A 21,155-nucleotide genomic window follows, 5' to 3' on the forward strand; every position below is an offset into this window, starting at 1 on the left:
CATTACGCGGCCGCCGCGGGCAGCTTGATGACGATCCGCAATCCGCTCCGTTCGCCCTCCGTGATGTTCGCAGCGTCGATCGTTCCCCCAAGTCGATCGACAATCCGCTTGACGATCGAGAGTCCCAGACCGACGCCCTCGCCTTCCGGCCGCTGCCCACGGAAGAACGGCTCGAATATCCGGCCGATTTCGTCGGGGGACACGCCCGGTCCATTGTCCTCGATCCGAAGCACAGCCATGGCGCCGTCCTGGTAAATCGCCACATCGATCCTGCCGCCCGCCGGCGTGAAACGGAGCGCGTTGTCGAGAAGATTGCGGATCATGGCTGCGAGCATGACCGGCTCGCCGCGCACCGGAGCTGACTCGGCCCGTTCGAAGCCGAGATCGACGCCGCGGCTGATCGCCTCCCGCAAGAGATCGGCGATGACGTTCTTCGCCGCGTGATCGAGCTCCACAACCTCCCATTGCCCGCAATCGGTGGACCCAGCGTCGTGTCGCGCCAGCGCAAGCAACTGCTCCAGAAGATGCTTGCTGCGACTCATGCCCTGCCGAAGCGCCGCAAGGCGCTCGCGGGCGGCCGGTGGCAGTTCGACGTGATCGAGATTCTCAGCCTGTACACTCAATGCCGTAAGCGGTGTGCGCAGTTCGTGCGCGGCGTCCGCGATGAACCTTCGCTGCTGCCCTATCATCTCGTGCATGCGCTGCAACAGGCCGTTGATGGAAGACACGAAAGGATTCAGTTCGCTTGGGAGGTCGCGCAGCGGCAAGGCCGTCATGTCATCCGCACGCCGTGCGTTGAGTTCGTCCGCCAGCCGGACCATGGGTCGAAGCGATCCGGCAATGACCAAGGCGATCACCAGCATCAGGCAAGGGATCAGCGCGGCGATCGGAAGCACGGTGCGGAGTGCCATGTCACTTGCGATCTCATCCCTGACACCCGTGCTCTGGGCCACGGCAAACCGGCTGCCGTCGGATCGCGTCTTCAGCACCACCCGGACCGGCTTTCCCTGTCGCGTTGCATCGCGCATCCCATCCTGAAGCCGCCACAACTGGCGCTCCTCGGGTGTGCCTTGCGGCGCCCTGCCCAGCTCCATCAGCCAGACTTCGGAGTTTTCATCGACCCCATGGAGGTCCTGAGCTCCGGTGAAGCCACCGCTCTGAACGAGGCCCGCGATCTGGATCAGCACGGAGTCCTGCGTCTCGATCGCCTCATCGAATGCCCACCGGTGTGCGAAGACGCCTCCGATCAGCCCGGTCACCAGCACGATCGTCGTCAAGCTGATGAACAGCCGGCCGCGCAGCGAGTTGATCATGGCGCGCGATCCACCATCCATCCCATCCCGCGCACGTTACGGATCGCCTCCGTACCGAGCTTCTTTCGGATGGTGTGGATCAGGAATTCGACCGCATTGCTTTCGACCTCCTCGTTCCAGCCGTAAAGCTGCCGCTCGAGCTCGCTCCGCGACAGGATGGTGCCGGGGCGCGTCAACAAAGCCTGGAGCAGCGCGAACTCGCGCGCGGTCAGGAGGGCCGTTTGGCCAGACAGCGAAGCCTCGCGGGTCGCAGGATCGAGACTGAGCTTGCCGTTGCCAAGCACCGCGGGCGCACCGCTGCCTTCGCGGCGAAGCACCGCCCGCATCCGCGCCAGCAATTCGCGTATCTCGAACGGCTTGACCAGATAATCGTCGGCGCCGAGATCGAGGCCTTCGATCCTGTGATCGACGCCATCCCGCGCGGTGACGATAATGACCGGGCACCTGCAGCCATTCGCGCGCAACTGCCGCAGGATATCCCGACCGTCCGCGTTCGGCAGGCCGAGATCGAGCAGCAGGACTTCGTAGGATTCGCTCGCGGCGGCAAGCAGCGCGCTCTCGCCGTCTCTCACCCAATCGACGGCGTAAGCAGCATCCTTGAGCGCCTGTTCGACGGCGGCTCCAACCATCCTGTCGTCTTCGATCAACAGTACCCGCAAAGCTCGATCCTCGAAACCGCCGGGCCATCCGGCCGTCAAAATCATGACCGTTCCGACTTAGCGCAGAGTTAGGGAGCGCCAGCAGGCCCAAAATGCGGCGAAGGCCGCCCCGCATTGAAGATTCTCGTCCCTAAGCCCGGCCTAAGTCGCCGGCGCGACGGTCTCGCATCGCTTCGGCTTTGGGAGATTTGGGCGTGTCGCAATATTCAGGTTTTGGCGCAAGACGGATGCTGAACAAGGTTCCGGAGGTCACGGCGATCTTCTGGGCCATCAAGATTCTCTCGACCACGGTTGGCGAGACCGGCGCCGACTATCTCGCGGTGCATGTCGGCCTCGGCGCCAGCCTGACCGCGATCTGCATGAGCGGCCTGCTGGTCGCAGCCCTGCTGCTGCAACTGAACCGCCGCGTCTACGTGCCCTGGATCTACTGGCTGACCGTCGTTCTCGTCAGTATCGTCGGCACGCAGCTCACGGATCTCCTGACCGACAAGCTCGAGATCAGCCTCTACATCAGCACAGCGGCGTTCGCTTGCGCGCTCGCCGCGACCTTTGCGGTCTGGTACGGCGTCGAGCGCACGCTGTCGATCCACAGCATCGTGACGACGCGGCGCGAGCTGTTTTATTGGACGGCAATCCTGTTCACCTTCGCGCTCGGCACGGCCGCAGGCGATCTTGCCACCGAAGCACTTGGTCTCGGTTTCCAGCTCGGCGTCGCCGCCTTCGGCGTGCTGATCGCGGCGGTGATGATGGCCTATTATTTCGGCGCCAATCCCGTCCTCACCTTCTGGCTTGCCTACATCCTGACCCGCCCGCTTGGCGCCTCGCTCGGCGATCTGCTCTCGCAATCGCGCGAGTACGGCGGCATCGGCCTCGGCGCGATCCAGACCAGCATCGCCTTCCTGACCGTGATCGTCGGCCTCGTCGCCTGGGTCTCCTTCGAGGGCGACGGCAGGCGCCGCGCCGATCCGGCGCAATAGCTTCAACCGCGAAATCCCGCTCTCTGCATGAAGCAGGAGCTCCACCAGGAGAAACCACATGATGAAACTGATTTCCGCCGTCGCCGTCTGTCTGCTGACGACCTTCACAGGCGAGCCGCGCATGCATGCGACCCAGCACTTCACCTTCGTGCCGTTCGCAGAAGCCGCGACCGCAAAGCTCGGCGATCTCACGCCGTTCCGGAGCGTCGTGGTCGACGTCGCCGCGCTGATCGACAAGGGCGACCTCCCCGCCGCCAAGACAAGGATCAAGGACCTCGAGACCAAATGGGACGAGGCCGAAGCCGGATTGAAGCCGCGCGCGGCAGCCGATTGGCACACCGTCGACAAGGCGATCGACCGCGCGCTGGAGGCGCTGCGCGCGGGCGCGCCGGATGCGGCGAAGTGCAAACAGGCTGTCGCCGATCTGCTCGCGGCCATGGATACCGCCGCGAAATCCTGACGCTTCTGCGCGCCACCATCCCGTCAGCCGCGGATCCCGGTCCGCGGCTGACGCATCAACGAGGACACAATGGAAGATCAGACCAAGAGCAACATCACCAGCGAGAGCAAGGTCCCCGAGGTCACGCTCGGTTTCTGGATCATCAAGATCGCCGCCACCACGCTCGGCGAGACCGGCGGTGACACCGTCACCATGACGCTGAACTGGGGCTATCTGGCCGGGACCTGCCTGTTCCTCGCGGCCATGATCGTCCTGGTCGCGGCGCAGGTCCGCGCGCGCAAATTCAATCCGGCACTGTATTGGGCCACCATCGTCGCATCGACCACCTTCGGCACCACGATGGCCGACTTCGCCGACCGCTCGCTCGGCATCGGCTATACCGGCGGCTCGACGCTGCTGCTCACTTGTCTCGTGCTGGTGCTCGGCCTCTGGTATCGCGCCGAGGGAACGATCTCGGTCAACAGCGTCAGCACACCGCGCGTTGAGGCGTTCTATTGGGGCGCGATCACCTTTTCGCAAACGCTGGGTACTGCGCTCGGCGACTGGATCGCGGATACCGGCGATATGGGCTATCGCGGTGGCGCATTGATCTTCGCGGCCGGACTCGCCGTTGTCGCAGCACTTTACTTCTGGACCCGCGTCTCACGCGTCACGCTGTTATGGGCCGCCTTCATCTTGACGCGTCCGCTGGGTGCGACCGTCGGCGACTTTCTCGACAAGCCGCTCGACCACGGCGGCCTGGCGCTGAGCCGGCCGCTGGCCTCGGTCGTGATCGCAGCTTTTATGCTGGTGTGCCTGCTGCTGATCCCGCAACGCGCGGGGCAGCATCCCGGTGACGCCCCGGCGCCGGAGCAAGCCTGAATGGCCGAACGTTAGCGAATGATCGTCGTCAGAGACGAGTAGCGCCGGTTCGGCTTGGCCTCGCCCGGCGCAAACTGCGCGAAGGCCTCGCTGACGCGGACCGCCGGCGGCGTGTCGCTGGCGAAGCGGAATTCCTTCGGCCGCGGCGCGTAGAAGCCGGCACTGTAATAGGCGTCGTCGAAACGCGCCTCGCCGACGCCGAACAATGCGTCGCAGACGAACAGGAGCGCGTAGACTCCCGCAACCGCCGCAACGATCTCCCTGAGAACAGACATGTCGATGCCCCAACCTTTTGCAGGCAGGAAGCACACCGGTTCCAAAGCCGAGGTTTAAGGCAGCAGCCTTCTTGTCCGCAGGGTTTTCCGCCACTGAGCGGAATGCAGACAATTTTATCGATTTCGAAAAGAGAGCCCGCCTGACCGGGATCAGGCGGGCCCAGGATTGGCCGATCGGGAGGTTATCAGACGGCCAGATTCATCCAGACAGCCTTCGGCTCGGTGAAATTGTCGAGCGCGGCGGTGCCGTGCTCACGGCCGAGGCCGGAGTCGCGCTCGCCGCCCCAGGGCAGGCGCACGTCGGTGTAGCCATAGGTGTTCATCCAGACAGTGCCCGCACGCGCCCGCTTGGCGAAGCGCTGGAGCTTGCCGATATCGCGGCTCCACACGCCGGCGGCGAGGCTGTAGGCCGTGCCGTTGGCGATCCTGAGCGCATCGGCCTCGTCCTTGAACTTGATGACGCTGACGACGGGGCCAAAAATCTCCTCCTGCGAGATCCGCATCTCGTGTGCGACGCCTGCGAACACCGCGGGGCTGATGAAATAGCCGCGATCGCCGACCTTCTCGCCGCCGGTGACGAGGGTCGCGCCCTCCTTCTGGCCGATGTCGACATAGTCGAGGATCGACTTCATCTGCTTCTCGGAGATGACGGGGCCGAGCACCGTCTTGCGATCGAGCGGATCGCCGATCCTGAGCGACTTTGCGCGCGCCGCGAGTCGCTCGACGACTTCGTCGTAAGCTTTCTCCTGCACCAGCACGCGGGAGCCTGCCGAGCAGACCTGGCCGGCATTGAAGAAGATGCCTGAGGCCGCAGCCTTGGAGGCCGCTTCGAGATCGGCATCGTCAAAGATGACGTTGGCCGACTTGCCGCCGAGCTCGAGCGAGACGCGCTTGAAGTTGCTCGCCGCGCCCTTCATGATTCCACGGCCGACGCCGGGTGAGCCGGTGAAGGTCACCTTGTCCACGTCAGGGTGATTGACCAGCGCGTCGCCGACGACGCGGCCCGGACCGGTGACGACGTTGAAGACGCCCGCCGGCAGGCCCGCCTCGAGCGCAAGCTCGGCGATGCGCAGCGCCGACAGCGAGGTCAGCTCGGCCGGCTTCATCACGATGGTGCAGCCGCAGGCCAGCGCCGGCGCGAGCTTCCACATGCCGATCATCAGCGGGAAATTCCACGGCACGATGGCCGCGACCACGCCGACCGGCTCGCGCACGGTATAAGTCAAGGCATCGTCACGTACCGGCACGACGTCGCCGCTGATCTTGTCGGCCCAGCCGGCGTAGTAGATCAGCGTGTCGACGGCAGCCGGAAAGTCCTGGCGCGTCGTCGCGGAGATCGGCTTGCCGGCATCGATCGACTCGAGCTCGATGATTTCTTCGGCGTGCTGCTTGAGCAGATCCGCCCAGCGCAGCAGGATCTGGCCGCGCTCCGAGGCGCGCATCGTACGCCACGGACCTTCGAATGCCCGGCGCGCGGCTGCCACGGCGTGCTCGACATCGGCCTCGCCGCCTTCGGCGACGACGGCGATGACCTGCCCTGTGGCGGGGTTGAGGGATTTGAAGGTACGGCCGGAGCTCGCGGGGACGCGGCGGCCGTCGATGAGCAGATGCTGCGGCCGGGACATGAATTCGGTCGCCGGAGAGTGCGCAAAGTCATATGCAACGGACATCATATTTCTCCTGTTCTGGTATACCAGACTAAGCGCCAATTGGCTGGAGTAAATATGATATGGTTTGCAAATGGACGTCCCATATATGAAGCGAAGTTCATAAGGAAAACCCATGCTTCAGATCGAGATCGAGGCTGTCTGGCGGTTTCGCCGGGAAGGCAATCCGCGCACCGTGGTGGTGATGCTCGGCGTGCTCAACGAAATCCGGAAGACCGGAAAGATCACGAGCGCGGCCAGCGATGTGCACCTGTCCTACCGGCACGTCTGGAATCTGATCGAGCAATGGTCGGAGTTCTTTGGAACCCCTCTGGTCGAGACCCAGCGCGGCAAGGGGTCAAAGCTCACGCCGTTCGGCGAGCGGCTGGTGTGGGCCGGCGAGCGCATGCAGGCCCGGCTCGGGCCACAGCTCGAAAATCTGGCGCAGGAGCTGGCGAGCGAGATCAAACCGTTCCTCGAACAGCGCCCTTCGGTGATCCGCGTTCATGCCAGCCACGGCTTTGCCGTGGCAAAATTGCGCGAATTCCTCGATCGCGAGCCCGGCATCGGCGTCGATTTGCGCTATGTCAGCAACCAACATTCGCTGGTCGCGCTGGCGCAAGGCGCCTGCGACCTCTCCGGCCTGCATCTGCCGCACGGCGCGCTGCGCGCGCAAGGCATCAAGGCGGCGCGCGAATGGCTCGATCCGCGCGAGGATCGCATCATCAGTTTCGTCACGCGCGAGATGGGGCTGATGGTCGCGCGCGGCAATCCGCTGCGCATCGCCTCGCTTCATGACCTCACCGGGCCAAAAGTCCGCTTCGTCAACCGCGACCATGATTCCGGCACGCGGCTGTTGTTCGACCAGCTGCTTGCCGCGAACGGCATCGACGAGAGCAAGATCAACGGCGCGCAGCAGATCGAGTTCACACACGCGGCCGTCGCGGCCTATGTCGCGAGCGGCATGGCGGATGCGAGTTTTGGCGTCGAGGCGGCCGCCCGCCACTTCGGCCTCGATTTCATCCGCATCCTCACCGAGGATTATTTCTTCGTCTGCAAGCGCGCCTTCCTCGATACGGGGCCGATGCAGCGCATCCTGGAGATCATGCACAGCGCCGATTTCCGCGCCGCCGTCGCCACGCTGCCCGGCTACGTGCCGTCGGATACCGGCAACGTGACCGGCGTGAAGGCGTTTCTGGAGATGCACGCCGTGCGGTGATGCTCGGCTCGGCAACGATCTCACGTCCGGCCGATGGGATACGCGTTACGGGGACTATCGGCAGCGGCCGATCTTCGTCGGCTCGCTCAAGCTGATCGTCAATCATATCTGATCCGGCGCGGCACCTTATTGCCGAGCGCTCGGACTCAGCAGGCAGGCCGCAAGCTCGGTGCGGTTGTGCACGCCGAAGCGTCGGCACAGGTTCGCGACGTGCTCCTTCACAGTCTGATCGGAAATCCCCATCTCGCGGGCGATTTCCTTGTTGGTCTGGCCGCGGCAGACCCGGATGGCGACGTCCGCGGACCGTGGCGGAAGCGATGCGGAGAGCGTCGCCACCGGCGTCGTTGCCGGCTCGGGGACCCGGATTGCGGCAGGATGGGCGTCGATCGCGCCCGCGTTCGTCATGTTGGTCAAAGCGAGCGAGCCGGCCCGACACAGCATCTCCATGCGCTGCCGCGACCGCATCGTGTAGGGCGCGTCCGTATCGGTCGTCGCCGTAAACAGCACGCCGACGATCTTCTGCCCGCACCACAACGGGCCGCCCATGTTGTATGCAAAGCCCCACTCGTGCTGCATCTCGAAGGACGGACTGTGCCGCCATTGCTGCGGACCGATCACCGTTTCACCGTCGACCGCGCGGCCTTGGGTCATGATGCAGTCGAGCACGGGGTCGCGCTTCCAGAAGCCGGCCCTGTAATTGTCGAGCAGGCCTTCTGCGACGTGCCGGCTGTAGACCAGTTCCGGTTCGAGCCCGTCGAGCAAATAGAGGCCGACGGTCGGCGATCCCGTCAATTCCGTAATCGCCGAGCAGCAGGCAATGCCAAGGGCGCGCACCGAGCGGCTCTCGGCGATGGACATCAGCCGATCTGCGAGCTGGCGCTCGGGCAGACCATCCAAATGCTCCTGCTCGGCTCTCACCGCCACTCCTCGCGCGAACGCGCGGTGCCCTCGGACACACGCGCGTCATTGCCGATTGTTATAGGCTTAAAATTTCTGCCTCGCCTGACCTTTGGTCAAGCGAAAAGAAGCGGCAAAACACTGCTCTCCCGGCCCAGCTTTGCGGCAGAGCAGCATGGCCAACACCCCCCATGATGGGGGATTGCTGCTTTGGGCGCCTCATCTCTAGCATCCCGGCCATCGGGATCGCGTAACGACGTTCGCGCGGTTCCGACGGGGACATCTCGACACCAACGCGAGCCGTTCGTCGCGCGCACCAACAGTCTTTGGCGCGTGTGGGCGGAGTCTTGCCCGCGACCGGCGTGTGTTCCGCCCGACCCAGATCTTCGCGTGAAGCAGCGTTGCGCGAAGAACCAACAGCCCGACGTGGAGACACCGACCATGAGCCCTTCCGTGCAACTCGCCGTAAAGCCTTCCGCGACCCCGACGGTGGCCGAGTTCCATGCGCGCCTCGACGCGCTGCTACCGCTGGTCGAATCCAGGGCCGCGGAGGCTGAGACACAGGGCTATCTGACTGACGACGTGGTGGCGGCGCTGCGCAAGGCCGGCATCTACACCATGCTGTTCCCGAAGGAGGTCGGCGGCGCCGAGCTTCTGCCCTACGACGCCATGACCGTGATCGAGCGGCTCGCTTACGCACACGCCTCCGCCGGCTGGTGCGCCATCGGCAACAACATGGAAGGCACGACGCTCGCCATCTACATCGAGGACGAAGGCATCAAGAAAGTCTTCTCTGGCGGCCCCGACATTACGATTGCCGGCAACGGCGTGCCGCGCGGCTTCGCCCGACCGGTCGATGGCGGTTACATGATCCGTGGCAACTGGGCCTATGGCAGCGGCATTCAGCACGCCGAGTGGGTCCATTCAGGCTGCTTCGTCACCGATGCATCCGGCAAGGACATGGTGTTCGGTCCGAACGGCCAGCCCAAGATCGTGGTCACCCACCATCCGCGCGCGACCATCAAGTTGATGGGCAATTGGGACGTGCTCGGTCTGCGCGCGACGGGAAGTTTCGACTACACTTTGAGCGAGGGCGACGAGCTGTTCGTACCCACGCACATGACCTACGATTTTGACATTGGCGCGCCGCGCCGAGGTGGCGTGCAGGGTGCGCTGGGACTGGCGGGCTACAGCGCCTGGGCGCATTCCGCCTGGGCCGTCGGTGTCGGCCGCCGCATGCTCGACGAACTCGTCAAGGTAATCGTCCAGCGCCAGGATCCATTCGGCAAGTCGCGCGACAGCGCGAGCTTCAAGTTCCAGTTCGCGCAGGCCGAAGCTCGTTTCCGCGCAGCACGTGCGTTGGTCCACGAAACCTGGAAGGACGTCTCGGAGACTTGCGCCGGCGGTGAAAGTCCGTCGCTGGAGCAGATGACGATGATCAAGCTGTCACTGCGCCACGTCCACGACGTTCTGTCGGATGTCGCCACCTTCGCGCATCGCGCCGCGCGCGGCGCCTCGCTGCACAACACGCCGATGCAGCGGTTCTATCGCGACATCCATTCGGGCACGCAGCACATCCTGATGGCCGACCAGATCGTCGAAGAGTGCGGCCGCGCGCTGCTCGGCCTCCCCGGCCCTGGTGCGCAATGGACGGTCTTCGGGGTGACAGGCTGAGCAAGCGACCAGACACGAGGGCGTCGACGTGAGGACATCCCGCATCGTTGGCTTCTGCGGCAATAGTTGGCGCCCGGCGAAGTCGCGCATGCTGGTGGAAGCCGTCGCCGCCGATCTTCAGGCGCAGCATGGACTGAAGGCCACCGTGCTCGATCTTGTCGATGCCGGTTGCGGCATCGCCGGCTTCACCCGGACTGCACTCGATGACAGCGCGCGCGCCGTCGTCGAGGCCATCGAACAGGCCGACGGTCTCGTGATCGGATGCCCGGTGTTCCAGGGCTCTTATCCCGGATTGTTCAAGCACGTATTCGACTTGATCGAGCCCAGCGTGCTGCGCAATCGCCCGGTGCTGCTGACCGCGGTCGGCGGCGGCCTGCGCCACTCGCTGGTGGTCGAGCACCAGCTCCGCCCGCTGTTCGGCTTCTTCGAAGCCTGCACGGTTTCGACGGCGATCTACGCCAGCAGCGGCGAGATCGTACCAGGCGAGCCGCTCGCACCAATGACGGCCGCGCGGCTCGCCAACGCCGTCGAACAATTCGCCTCACTTCTCAGCGGTCGCCAGGAAGCCGCCGCATGACTCACCAACGCCCGGCTCTGCCGCCTTCAACCGGAGACGACCATGCTTGATACCGTCAAACCCTCGCCCGATCTCACAGGCTTCTCCCGCGCGGAACATGCGATCAACGGCGTGCGGACCGTCGTTCACAGCATCGGAAGCGGCCCGGCGCTGGTGTTCCTGCACGGCACCGGCACCTTCACCGGCTTCGAGATGGCGCGCGATTGGGCGAAGCGGCACACGGTCATCATCCCCTATCATGCGGGCTTTGGCGACTCCGGCGACGCCGAGACGATCGACACCGTCGAGGATCACGTCCTTCACTACATGGATCTGTTCGACAAGCTTGGCCTTGAGCAGTTCGACCTCGCCGGGTTCTCCCTCGGCGGATGGCTTGCCGCGGAGTTCGCGATCCGTCAGCCGCATCGGGTCCGCAAGCTGGTGCTGGTTGCGCCCGCCGGTCTTGTGGTCGGAAGCGCGCCTGCGCCCGGATTGTTCGAGATCGCACCGCAAGAACTGCCAGCCTATCTCGCGCACGATCCGGCCGCGGCACTCCGTTACTTTCCCAAGGCGCCCGATCCGGCCTTCGACGCCCGGCTTGGACGCGAGGTCACGGGCTTTGCCAAGCTGATCCGCAGCGAACCGCAGGGCAATCCCAAGCTCGCGCACTGGCTGCATCGGATCACGATGCCGACGCTGGTGCTGTGGGGGGCCGCAGATCGCTTGCGCCCGACCGCCCAGGCAGATGCCTGGAAAGCAGGGCTCCTCAACGCACGCGTGACGCTGGTGCCGGCGACCGGTCATCTCGTGTTCGAGGAAACGCCGCCTTCCGCACACTACGTCACCGATTTTCTCGCCGATTGATCCGCACACAACAGAGGACACCACCATGATCGAGATGCCTCCGGGCGTGACCCCTGCCAAAGAAGGCTTTGGCAACGTCATCTGGAACATTCTGGGCCAGACCTACACGCTGAAGCAGCATTCCGAGGCGTCGATGGCCTGGCATGCCGTGTTTCCGGATGGCACCTTCGTGCCGCCGCACGTGCATCCGACCCAGGATGAATTCGTCTATGTGCTGAGCGGCCGCTACGACCTCTGGCTCGACGGCAAGGACTTTGTCGCCAAGGCCGGCGACCTCGTCCGCATGCCCAAGGGCATCCCCCACGGCATCTTCAACAAGTCGGGTGAAACCGCCACCAGCCTGTTCTGGGTCGCACCGACGCGGTCGCTGAAAGAGCTGTTCGAGCGCATCCACAATCTCCCCGATCCGCAGGAGGTCGTGCGACGTGCCGCCGAACACGAGGTCAACTTCCTGCCGCCGCCCGCCTGAGGCCACGCCGATTCCGTCGACACGCAAACCGCGAGAACCGATGATGACCATGCTGACAACAACTTGGACGTCCATCTCCGAGAACGACCGCCGTCGGATAGCCCGGTGGCAAAAAGGCATGCTGGCGCTCGCCATCCTCTGCGAGATCTTTCTCGCCGCCGACTGGTATGCCTTCGCGGCCGTACTGCCCTTCGTCTCCGAGAGCCTCAAGCTCAATCCCGCCGAGGCCGGGCTTGCGCAAGGCATCTTTGCGCTGACCTACGGTATCGGCATGGTGGTGTGGTCTCCGGTCAGCCGGTCGATGACGGCGCGCAACATGCTGCTGATCGGGCTTGCGGGCACTGGTATCGGCATGGTGCTCCAGGTGTTCGTGCAAAGCTACACACAGCTCGTGATGCTCCGGCTCGTGATCGGCTTCTTCGACGCCGGCATCTTCATCGGCAACATGAAGCTGATCTTCGGCTGGTTTCCGCAAAGTCGGCGTGGCTCGGTGGTAGGCATCATCCTCGCCGCCTACAGCCTCGCCATCACCATGGATTTCGCGCTCGGCATTCCCCTGACGATTGCGACCGGTTGGCGGACCTTCTTCGCCGTGCTGGCAATCGGCACGCTGCTCGTTGCAGCCGTCGACGCACTCGTCGTCCGCAACAATCCGCGCGAGCTCGGCTTCGACGGTTTCACCTGGGGCAACGAAACACCGCAGGAGCACCTGCCGCTCGGCGAGATCTTCCGCTCGAAATGGATCGCGGTCGGCGGCTTCGGCATCGTGGCCTGCACCTTCGCGATCGCCGGCACCGCCACCTGGGTGGTACCGGCCTTCATCACAGTACAGCACATGCCGCCGGAAGCCGGCGCTGTCATCGGCACCGTCATGGGGTTGTCGCAGGTGCTATTCCTGGTGATTGGCGGCTACATGTCCGATCGGCTCGGCAAGCCCTTCATGATCAAACTCACCGCATGTCTCGCTTTCCTGACCGCGCTGATGTTCCTGTGGAGCGTGGTCACACCGATGTCGTTCGCGATGCTGGTGCTGTTTGCAGCACTCAGCGGTATCGCGCTTCTCGGCGGCGGCGCTATCTTCGCCCTGCTCAGCGAAAAATACTCCGACGCGCTCGCACCGGCCGCGATTGGATACGCCGAGGTATTTGGCATCTTCTCGGCCTTCGTGGCGCCCTGGATGATGGGCGCCATCATCAACGCCTCGGCCGGCTCGTTCACCGGTGCCTTCATTGCTTTCGCGGTGGTCGAGCTCATCATCGTCGGCCTTTTGATGATCCTCGCCCGCGAGGACGTCAGTCAGGGCGCGGTGGTCGGAAGCCCCGCGGAATAAGATGCAGCGATCAAGGGCACGGGGCTGAAGCCCGTGCCCTTGGGACCTCGACAAAGGTCCATCTTTTGGGAAATCGGGCGCCCTCACCTTGTCCGCGACGGGCAAGAGTGGCAATCTCGCATGCAAATGCCCCAAGAGACCCCATCATGTCGCGCGCGAGCGCCAAATCGCTTCCCCAGCTCAGTCTGCGCATCGACCTCGATGGCGAGGATCGGATCGGGCCCGGCAAGATCGAGCTTTTGGAGCAGATCCGCGAGCAAGGCTCGATCTCGGCGGCCGGCCGCGCCATGGACATGTCCTACAAGCGTGCCTGGGACCTCGTGGACGAAATCAACCGCATTTGCGGACATCCCGTGGTCGAGCCGCAGGCCGGCGGCAAGAACGGCGGCGGCGCGATGCTCACGCCCTTCGGCGACAAACTTGTTGCGCGCTACCGCAAGATCGAGCGCGACGCCGCCCGCGCGGTGCACAAGGAGCTGGAAGCGCTCAGGAGCGACATCGGCCGTTCGCGGAAATCGTGAACGCGCGGGCGCGCATGGACGGGTCGCAACCCGGCCGCTGGCGGCTCGCTATCGCATCCAGCGTGGCAGGGGCAGATTTTTCTTGCGCAGGAATTCCGGGTTGAACAGCTTGGATTGATAGCGCTGTCCGCCATCCGCGAGGATGGTCACGATGGTTTTGCCTGGACCGAGGTCGCGCGCAAGTCGCATGGCGCCAACGATATTGATCGCGCTTGAGCCGCCCAACACCAGTCCTTCATGCTCGATCAGGTCGAACAGGACAGGCAAGGCTTCCTCGTCCGTAATCTGATATGCCGTATCGATGGGGGTGCCTTCGAGGTTCCGGGTGACACGGACTTGCCCGATCCCTTCGGTGATGGAGTCTCCCTCCGTCGTCAGTTCGCCTTTGGTGAACCAATTGTAGAGAGCGGCCCCCATGGGATCGCTGAGCGCAATCTTGATGCCGGGATTTCGCTCCTTGAGGGCTCGCGCGATCCCACCCAAGGTACCGCCGCTCCCGACGGCGCATGTGAAGCCGTCGATTCTTCCATCCGTCTGCTGCCAAATCTCCGGACCGGTCGTGCGATAGTGCCCCTCCCGATTGGCGACATTATCGAACTGATTGGCCCAGAAAGCACCGAGCTCCTCGGCGAGCTGACCGGAATAGCGCGCGTAATGACCGGGATTGGAATAGGGAACGGCCGGCACCAGGCGCAGGTCGGCACCGCACAACCGCAACATGTCCTTTTTCTCCTGACTTTGCGTGTCAGGCATCACGATCACGCTTCGATAGCCGCGTGCATTCGCCACAAGTGCTATGCCGATTCCGACATTGCCGGCCGTCCCTTCGACGATGACACCTCCCGGCTCAAGCTTGCCGCATCGTTCGGCATCGTCGATCATGGCCAGCGCCGCGCGATCCTTGATCGAGCCGCCGGGATTGAGAAATTCGGCCTTGCCATAGATCTCGCAACCCGTGGCCTCCGACGGCATTCGCAGCCTGATCAATGGCGTGTTGCCGATAGCGTCCAGGAAACCCGTTCGAACATTGCTCATCGCTTGCCACCTCTACGCGCCCGCAACTTTAGGCTGGCGAACAGGCAAAGCGATTCTCTAGTTCAGGCGACGCGTGCAACATTTCCGGCGTTCGACCGGCCCAATCGGCAATTCCATTCTTAGGCGGTGTTTTGTTTGCGCCTATGGCTCAAGTCGCTAGTTCGGCCGCACCGACATTTCCGGCATCGGCTGGGTCAGCGCTTCGCCGAGCAGGCTCTGCTCGGCTTTCGGGATCGAGAAGCGCACCTTGAAGCCGTCCTCGGTCTGAAGCGTAATGATGCGCTGGGTCGTATCGGTCGCCTGCTCGATCGCCCAGGACGCCAGCGGATAGGCGTAGCGCAGGCTCTGGTCGCCGTAGCGGGCCTTCAACGCCGCCTCGAGCAGTCCGGGCAGCGTCATGATGAGGGCGCCGACCTGGTTGAGCGAGACGCTGACCGCGGCGGGGTTGCCCGCCAGATCCTCGAAGCCCAGCGAGATCGCACCGCCGTCGGACGCCACCTCGCAGGTCGTGAGCTGCCTCACCTTGATTTCCATCGTCGGTCCCGGAACACAGTTCGCTATATTCGTCACGATATATCGATATGTCCACCCGCGTCCAGCCCTGCTTTTCTGGAATTGATCGAACCGGCCGCCATGGTCGGCTCGGCGAAGTCGTGATATATAGTTCGATATAACGAGGCCCCGAACGGCCCGTTTCTGCAAGGGAGCGCAAAGCCAATGAGTGACTACAATCTTCTCATCGACGGCAAGATGGTGCCCGGCGACCAGACCATGCCGGTTCTCAATCCCGCGACCGAAGAGGTGCTGGCGCAGTGCCCGCGTGCCTCAAAGGCGCAGCTTGATGCCGCCGTCGCCGCGGCGAAGGCCGCCTTCCCGGCCTGGGCCGCGACCCCGATGGCGGAACGCCGCAAGCTCGTGAACAGGATGGCCGACGTGATCGAGGCCAATTCGGGCGAGCTCGCCCACATCCTCACCAGCGAGCAAGGCAAGCCGCTTGGCGACGCCACCGGCGAGGTCCTCGGCATGGCCGCGTTCTTCCGCTACCTCAGCTCGCTCGAATTGCCGATGAAGGTGATCGAGGATTCCGGTGACCGCAAGGTGGAAGCCTATCGCCGCCCGCTTGGCGTCGTCGGCGCCATCATTCCCTGGAACTATCCGCTGCTCATCCTCAGCTTCAAGCTGCCGTCGGCGCTGCTCGCCGGCAACACGCTGGTGGTGAAGCCGGCGCCGACCACGCCGCTCGCGACCCTGCGCTTCGCCGAGCTGATCAAGGACGTCCTGCCGAAGGGCGTTCTCAACTTCATCACCGACGCCAACGATCTCGGCGGCGAGATGACCAAGCATCCTGATATCCGCAAGATCTCGTTCACCGGCTCTTCCGCCACGGGGCAGAAGGTGATGGCGAGCGCGGCGCAGACGCTCAAGCGCATCACGCTCGAGCTCGGCGGCAACGACGCCGGTATTGTGCTCGACGATGTCGACCCGAAAAAGGTCGCTCCCGGCATCTTCGAGGGCGCGTTCCAGAACTCCGGCCAGGTCTGCCTCGCCATCAAGCGGCTCTACGTCCACGAGTCCGTCTATGACGAGCTCTGCAACGAGCTGGTCGCGATCGCCAAGAGCACGGTGGTCGACGACGGCGCCAAGCAGGGCACCAAGCTCGGGCCGCTGCAGAACAAGATGCAGTACGAGAAGGTGAAGACGTTCCTCGAGGACGCGCGCAAGAACGGCAAGGTGGTCGCCGGCGGTTCGGCGATGGACCGTCCCGGCTATTTCATCGAGCCGACCATCGTGCGCGACATCCAGGAAGGCTCGAAACTGGTCGACGAGGAGCAGTTCGGCCCGGTGCTGCCGCTGATCAAGTACTCCGACAAGAACGATGCGATCCGCCGCGCCAACGCCACCACCTACGGCCTCGGCGCGTCGGTCTGGTCTTCCGACATCAAGCGCGCACACGAGGTCGCAACGCAGCTCGAGTCCGGCACAGTCTGGATCAACAAGCACCTCGACATGGCCCCGCACATCCCGTTCGGCGGCGCCAAGCAGTCGGGCATCGGCACTGAATTCGCCGAGGAAGGTCTCGCCGAGTTCACACAGCTGCAGATCATCAACGGCCCGCCGGCGGCCTGATCGGAAAACCGGGGCCGCGGCGGAAACGTCGCGGCCCCAATTCTTTGCCGTCAAACGGAGGCCGACCATGTTCGATGCGCAATGCGACCTCGCCGCCCTCGTCTACGAGGCGCATCAGGACCCCGACGCGGTCCTGCGCAGCTTCGCGGCGGATCTGAATGCGCGTGGCTGTCGCGTCGTCGGCATGGTTCAGGCCGGCCAATGCGCGGATTCGAGCCTGTCGGCCGTGCTGCTTCACAGCGGCGAGACGCTTCTGCTCGCGCAGGATTTCGATCCGGCCGCGCGCGGCTGCCGTCTCGATCTCGCGCGGCTGCAAAATGCGGGGATGCGGATCGCGGACGCCCTCTCGCATGGCGCCGATCTCGTCATCATCAACCGCTTCGGCAAGCGCGAACGCGACGGCAAGGGCCTGTCCCATCTGATTGGACGCGCGCTGGGCGCCGACATTCCCGTGGTGATCGCGGTCGGCAGAGACCATTTCGCCGACTGGATCAAGTTCGCCGGCGGCATGAGCGTCAGGCTCGGCTGCGAACGCGACGCGCTGGAGGCGTGGTGGCGGAGCATCTCCACAAGCAACGCGCGGCTTGACGTCGGATCACATCCTACGGTGTGCGAAATTCTGAAGTGAACGATCTGAGCCTGCCGGACTCGCGTACTTGTCCGTGAAGTCCTCACAGCATCGCGCCGACTTCCGCTGTCGCCGCCGCGCAGGCAGTAGTTTCCCGGAATATGGCCGACGGTCGGGCCTCTGATACGCTTGTGCGGATTCAACCCGCTCACCCCGACATGCCCTGGGTTCCCAAAATGCCGGTCCGTCGGCTAAAGCCATCGCGCGTCCTCAGCGTCGAGCGCTTCTCGGACTTCGACGAGTTTCGCGCCAACGAGGTGCTCGGACTCGGCACCAGCACGCCGCTCCATCCGCGGGAATTCTCGTTGTCTCGCGCCATCCTGCCGCTCCGCGACGGGCTCTTCGTGCTCCAGCGCTCCTTTGCACGGCGGTATGAGGCCGAGATCGGTACGGACAACGGCGTCGGCCTCGTTGTTCCCCTCACCTTTCACTCCATCGCCAATGGCCGCGAGGTCGATAGTTCGATGATCGCCGTCATGCGCGGCAAAGCCCCCGTCAAGGCGATCGAGCATCATCCCAACACTTACCTGATGCTGCGCTTCAACTCGGACATGCGCCATCGCGGCTGGGCGGATTTCGACACCGGCCTCGCCTATGTCCGCACGCAGGACGAGCCGATGACGCGCCTGCGCGCGGCTATCCTGGAGATGTTCTCGCTGGCGTCGGCATGCAACGATCCCCGGCAGTTCGAGGCGCTCTACCGCCCGGTCCAGGAAACGCTGCTCGCCGGCCTCGACGCCACCCTGCTGCCGGCAGGCGCACGCAGCGCCCGCCCCGGTTCATTCGACAAGCACCGCAAGCTGATCGCGCATCTCGACGACGTCGTTGCGCTGTTCGGCAGCAAGCCGCTTTACAGCGACGACCTCGCCGCCGCGCTCGGCGTGTCCGTGCGCACGCTCCAGGTCGCGACGCACGCGGTGCATGGCGTGAGCCTGCACCACTATCTGCGCCTCAAACGGTTGTGGGCCGTTCGCGTCCAGCTCATGACCGGGGGCGATGGCTTGACCGTCAAGGCCGCAGCGCTCGGTAACGGCTTCTGGCATCTGGGCGACTTCTCAAGGAGCTACAGACTGGCCTTCGGCGAAGCGCCGTCCGAGACGCTGGCACGCGGACGGCGTCCGTTGCATCTGGCCATCGGCGCCTGAGAGCGCGGATCGCCCCTCAGGCGTGACCCTTGCGGTGCCCGCTCTCGCTGATGCGGTCGACCCAGGCGATACCGATTGCGGAAATGATGAAGGTCAGGTGGATCAGGACCTGCCACATCACCCCGGACTCGGTGAAATTGCTGCGCGTGGTGCCGAGATTGCCGGCCTCGATGAAGGTCCTGAGCAGCGAGATCGAGGAAATGCCGATGATCGCCATCGCGAGCTTGATCTTCAGCACGCTGGCATTGACGTGGCTCAGCCATTCCGGCTCGTCCGGATGGCCGTTCAGGTTCAGGCGCGAGACGAAGGTCTCGTAGCCGCCGACGATCACCATGACCAGCAGGTTCGAGATCATGACGACGTCGATCAGTCCGAGCACGACCAGCATGATCTGCTGCTCGCTGGCGTCGAACGAGTGCGCGACCAGGTGCCAGAGCTCTTTCAGGAACAGCAGCACATAGACGCCCTGCGCGACGATGAGGCCGACATAGAGCGGCACTTGCAGCCAGCGCGAGCCGAAGATGAGCTGGGCGAATGGGCCGATTTTCGGTCGCGGCCCGGCGTGCGCCGAAGGTGCTTTGGGTTCAGACGTCATGGATCACTCCGGATTGCAGGCAGGAATTGTCGCCTCAGAGACTCGCGATGACGGGCGCGAGCTCGAGCGAACCGCGATAGATCATCTCGAAGGCGACGTAAACGATGATGGCGAGACCGACATAGGCGATCCAGCGCTGCTTCTGCAACACCCGGCCGAGCAGATCGGCGGCGACGCCCATCATCGCAACCGACAGCAACAGTCCGAACGCGAGGATGTAGGGATGCTCGCGCGCGGCGCCTGCGACCGCGAGCACGTTGTCGAGCGACATCGAGACGTCGGCGGCGACGATCTGCAACGCCGCTTGCCCGAAGGTCTTGCGCGACGCCGGTGCGCTGCCCGCGCTGCCGCCATGGCTCAACGAGAGCTCGGTGTGCGCGGACTGCTCGCGCAGCTCGCGCCACATCTTCCAGCACACCCACAGCAGCAGCACGCCGCCGGCGAGCAGCAGGCCGATCACCTGCAGGAGCTGGGTCGCGACGCCGGCGAAGACGATGCGCAAGGCTGTGGCGGCGACGATGCCGACGACAATGGCGCGGCGGCGCTGCTCGGCCGGCAGGCCGGCGGCGGCAAGGCCGATGACGACGGCGTTGTCGCCGGCCAGCACGAGGTCGATCAGGATGACCTGGAGCAGCGCGGTCAGCGCGTCGGCGGTGATGAATTCAGTCATGATTGATCATTTTTCGATGCGGACGGATCGAGCCATTGCGGCTTCTTCCGCTCGACCCAGTCAAGGACCTTGGAGCGCGAGGCGCGCAACGCGGGGACGTCTTCGGCGAGCAATGCGAGGCCGAGCGGCAGCATCCAGACTCCGAGCACCGGCAGGAAGGAGAGCACGCCGCCAACAATGAGCAGCGCGCCCGACGGGATCCTCACCCAGCGGCTGGACGGTTTCAGCAGATAGGCGACGGTGTCGCCCATGCGCGGCGGCAGGCGGCGGACGAGCTTGTCGAGACGCGGGTCGCCACCGGCCATCTGGCCGGTGGTGCCCCCATTTCCTGCCGTACGCTCGTCCGATGCTGCACTCATGCTCACTCCTGCGTGGCGGCGCGCCGTTCAACGCCTGCGCTGCCTGGCGCCACCGGTTTTGCGCGCGGCAGCACCAGCGTCAGCAGGCGCAACAGCTTGATCGCCTGCACCTCATGGGGATGCACGTCCTCGTCCGCAGCCGCGACGCGCTCCGACAGTTCCATCAAATGGGCCGACAGCGGCAGGTCCGAGACCGGACGCAACGTGTCGATCACCACATTGGCAAAGTCGGGCTCCTCGAGCCGTTCCGCCAGTTCGTCGAAAATCGCAAACAGCCGGTCGTCACTCATGTGCGGCGCCAGTCCGCGATCCCTGATGAAGCGGATCACCTCGTCGCGCTCGACCGGCGAAACGCGCCGGTCGGCGACGGCGACGAGCGCGCCGGCGATGACCAACGCGACCGCGGCCTGCTCGTTCAGCCTGGACGGTTCCGTGATCTCGATTTCGATCGGATTGGAATTGGCGGCGTCAGACATCGTAGCTCCCTTACGTTGCGAAATGACCGCGCGGGGCTGCGATGGGGACGATTGAGTCGGAGAGAACTCGAGAAGGCCCGACGATCGGCCGATCCATCGCATTTGCGCGGGACAGGTCATCCGACATCGCGAGGTTTTGCCGACATGGTCGGCGTCCTCGCCAGAGGGGCCCGGATTCTTGTTCGCTCCAGACATAAAGATGGGTGGGCCGGAATCAAGGCAACAAGACTGCGACCAGCCGCCGCATCGGGTTCCGTGTCAGTGAATTTGGTTAAGCAGCGATGCACGTGTCCCGGACGCGCTGCAGCGCTCTTCGCGTTGCTGCGCCGAGCCGGAACCCAGAAAGCCACGCATTCCGCTGCAACATCGGCCCCGGCTCAGCAGCGCACCGCCAAGAGG

24 protein-coding genes are annotated in these 21,155 nt (G+C 64.4%); 13 read left to right on the plus strand and 11 right to left on the minus strand.

The window, feature by feature from the left end:
- Positions 1-2: 2 nt before the first annotated feature.
- Both AC1DW2_RS35420 and AC1DW2_RS35425 read right to left on the minus strand, forming a co-directional pair.
- A complete protein-coding gene (locus tag AC1DW2_RS35420; RefSeq protein WP_477008279.1) occupies positions 3-1,313 on the minus strand; it encodes an ATP-binding protein in 1,311 nt (436 codons plus the stop codon).
- On the minus strand, positions 1,310-1,972 hold the full coding sequence (locus AC1DW2_RS35425; protein WP_085404938.1) for a response regulator transcription factor: 663 nt from the start codon (positions 1,970-1,972) through the stop codon (positions 1,310-1,312). The genes AC1DW2_RS35420 and AC1DW2_RS35425 overlap by 4 nt, the downstream gene beginning before the upstream one ends.
- A 227-nt stretch (positions 1,973-2,199) precedes the next feature.
- Here AC1DW2_RS35425 and AC1DW2_RS35430 point away from each other — a divergent pair, with 227 nt between their 5' ends.
- The 3 genes from AC1DW2_RS35430 (at position 2,200) to AC1DW2_RS35440 (ending at position 4,270) form a co-directional block, all read left to right on the plus strand.
- Positions 2,200-2,949, plus strand: a complete 750-nt coding sequence (locus AC1DW2_RS35430) for a COG4705 family protein (protein WP_477008295.1) — start codon at positions 2,200-2,202, stop codon at positions 2,947-2,949.
- A 121-nt stretch (positions 2,950-3,070) separates the two neighbouring features.
- Positions 3,071-3,409: a hypothetical protein gene (locus tag AC1DW2_RS35435; protein WP_477008296.1), complete on the plus strand. Its 339-nt coding sequence runs from the start codon at positions 3,071-3,073 to the stop codon at positions 3,407-3,409.
- Positions 3,410-3,478: 69 nt separating this feature from the next.
- Complete coding sequence (locus AC1DW2_RS35440; RefSeq protein WP_477008280.1) at positions 3,479-4,270, plus strand: COG4705 family protein; 792 nt, start codon at positions 3,479-3,481, stop codon at positions 4,268-4,270.
- 11 nt (positions 4,271-4,281) lie between these two features.
- Here AC1DW2_RS35440 and AC1DW2_RS35445 read toward each other — a convergent pair whose 3' ends face one another.
- Positions 4,282-4,545, minus strand: a complete 264-nt coding sequence (locus AC1DW2_RS35445; protein ID WP_439034571.1) for a hypothetical protein — start codon at positions 4,543-4,545, stop codon at positions 4,282-4,284.
- A gap of 185 nt (positions 4,546-4,730) precedes the next feature.
- The gene (locus AC1DW2_RS35450; RefSeq protein WP_477008281.1) at positions 4,731-6,215 is read right to left on the minus strand and encodes an aldehyde dehydrogenase family protein; all 1,485 of its coding nucleotides are present in this window, start codon (positions 6,213-6,215) and stop codon (positions 4,731-4,733) included.
- Between the two features lie 112 nt (positions 6,216-6,327).
- Between AC1DW2_RS35450 and AC1DW2_RS35455 the strand changes: the two genes are divergently transcribed.
- Complete coding sequence (locus AC1DW2_RS35455) at positions 6,328-7,410, plus strand: substrate-binding domain-containing protein (protein WP_477008282.1); 1,083 nt, start codon at positions 6,328-6,330, stop codon at positions 7,408-7,410.
- Between the two features lie 126 nt (positions 7,411-7,536).
- Here the strand turns inward: AC1DW2_RS35455 and AC1DW2_RS35460 are convergent, their stop codons facing one another.
- Positions 7,537-8,328 carry a response regulator transcription factor gene (locus AC1DW2_RS35460; RefSeq protein ID WP_477008283.1) on the minus strand — a complete coding sequence of 264 codons (792 nt, stop codon included), beginning with the start codon at positions 8,326-8,328 and terminating at the stop codon, positions 7,537-7,539.
- Between the two features lie 420 nt (positions 8,329-8,748).
- Between AC1DW2_RS35460 and AC1DW2_RS35465 the strand changes: the two genes are divergently transcribed.
- From AC1DW2_RS35465 to AC1DW2_RS35490, 6 genes are all read left to right on the plus strand, one after another.
- Positions 8,749-9,981, plus strand: coding sequence for an acyl-CoA dehydrogenase family protein (locus tag AC1DW2_RS35465; protein ID WP_477008284.1), 1,233 nt, complete (start codon positions 8,749-8,751; stop codon positions 9,979-9,981).
- Between the two features lie 28 nt (positions 9,982-10,009).
- Entirely contained in the window at positions 10,010-10,558 is a 549-nt protein-coding gene (locus AC1DW2_RS35470; protein WP_477008285.1) for an NAD(P)H-dependent oxidoreductase, read from the plus strand.
- A gap of 42 nt (positions 10,559-10,600) precedes the next feature.
- Positions 10,601-11,401 (plus strand): alpha/beta fold hydrolase, encoded by an 801-nt coding sequence (locus AC1DW2_RS35475; RefSeq protein WP_477008286.1) that lies wholly within the window; start codon positions 10,601-10,603, stop codon positions 11,399-11,401.
- A gap of 25 nt (positions 11,402-11,426) precedes the next feature.
- Positions 11,427-11,870, plus strand: a complete 444-nt coding sequence (locus tag AC1DW2_RS35480) for a cupin domain-containing protein (protein WP_028159377.1) — start codon at positions 11,427-11,429, stop codon at positions 11,868-11,870.
- Between the two features lie 118 nt (positions 11,871-11,988).
- Positions 11,989-13,200: an MFS transporter gene (locus AC1DW2_RS35485; protein ID WP_477008287.1), complete on the plus strand. Its 1,212-nt coding sequence runs from the start codon at positions 11,989-11,991 to the stop codon at positions 13,198-13,200.
- A 146-nt stretch (positions 13,201-13,346) separates the two neighbouring features.
- Positions 13,347-13,721 carry a winged helix-turn-helix domain-containing protein gene (locus tag AC1DW2_RS35490; protein WP_071915149.1) on the plus strand — a complete coding sequence of 125 codons (375 nt, stop codon included), beginning with the start codon at positions 13,347-13,349 and terminating at the stop codon, positions 13,719-13,721.
- A 48-nt stretch (positions 13,722-13,769) separates the two neighbouring features.
- Here the strand turns inward: AC1DW2_RS35490 and AC1DW2_RS35495 are convergent, their stop codons facing one another.
- Both AC1DW2_RS35495 and AC1DW2_RS35500 read right to left on the minus strand, forming a co-directional pair.
- Entirely contained in the window at positions 13,770-14,756 is a 987-nt protein-coding gene (locus AC1DW2_RS35495; protein WP_477008288.1) for a cysteine synthase A, read from the minus strand.
- A gap of 156 nt (positions 14,757-14,912) precedes the next feature.
- The gene (locus AC1DW2_RS35500; protein WP_028159380.1) at positions 14,913-15,290 is read right to left on the minus strand and encodes a hypothetical protein; all 378 of its coding nucleotides are present in this window, start codon (positions 15,288-15,290) and stop codon (positions 14,913-14,915) included.
- A 183-nt stretch (positions 15,291-15,473) separates the two neighbouring features.
- Between AC1DW2_RS35500 and AC1DW2_RS35505 the strand changes: the two genes are divergently transcribed.
- The 3 genes from AC1DW2_RS35505 to AC1DW2_RS35515 all read left to right on the plus strand — a co-directional run bounded on the left by AC1DW2_RS35505 (position 15,474) and on the right by AC1DW2_RS35515 (position 18,656).
- On the plus strand, positions 15,474-16,883 hold the full coding sequence (locus AC1DW2_RS35505) for an aldehyde dehydrogenase family protein (protein WP_071915151.1): 1,410 nt from the start codon (positions 15,474-15,476) through the stop codon (positions 16,881-16,883).
- Between the two features lie 67 nt (positions 16,884-16,950).
- Complete coding sequence (locus AC1DW2_RS35510; protein WP_477008289.1) at positions 16,951-17,511, plus strand: DUF2478 domain-containing protein; 561 nt, start codon at positions 16,951-16,953, stop codon at positions 17,509-17,511.
- A 176-nt stretch (positions 17,512-17,687) separates the two neighbouring features.
- Positions 17,688-18,656, plus strand: coding sequence for a helix-turn-helix domain-containing protein (locus AC1DW2_RS35515; protein ID WP_477008290.1), 969 nt, complete (start codon positions 17,688-17,690; stop codon positions 18,654-18,656).
- 16 nt (positions 18,657-18,672) lie between these two features.
- Here AC1DW2_RS35515 and AC1DW2_RS35520 read toward each other — a convergent pair whose 3' ends face one another.
- Genes AC1DW2_RS35520 through AC1DW2_RS35535 form a run of 4 tightly spaced genes read right to left on the minus strand, consistent with a single transcriptional unit; the run spans position 18,673 to position 20,756 of the window.
- Positions 18,673-19,251, minus strand: a complete 579-nt coding sequence (locus AC1DW2_RS35520; protein ID WP_477008291.1) for a TIGR00645 family protein — start codon at positions 19,249-19,251, stop codon at positions 18,673-18,675.
- Between the two features lie 34 nt (positions 19,252-19,285).
- Positions 19,286-19,921, minus strand: a complete 636-nt coding sequence (locus AC1DW2_RS35525; RefSeq protein WP_477008292.1) for a TerC family protein — start codon at positions 19,919-19,921, stop codon at positions 19,286-19,288.
- Entirely contained in the window at positions 19,918-20,280 is a 363-nt protein-coding gene (locus AC1DW2_RS35530) for a hypothetical protein (RefSeq protein WP_477008293.1), read from the minus strand. Before AC1DW2_RS35530 ends, AC1DW2_RS35525 begins: the two co-directional genes overlap by 4 nt.
- 2 nt (positions 20,281-20,282) lie before the next feature.
- Positions 20,283-20,756, minus strand: coding sequence for a TerB family tellurite resistance protein (locus AC1DW2_RS35535; RefSeq protein WP_477008294.1), 474 nt, complete (start codon positions 20,754-20,756; stop codon positions 20,283-20,285).
- Positions 20,757-21,155: the final 399 nt, after the last annotated feature.

Source organism: Bradyrhizobium sp. P3_C3 (assembly GCF_056402655.1).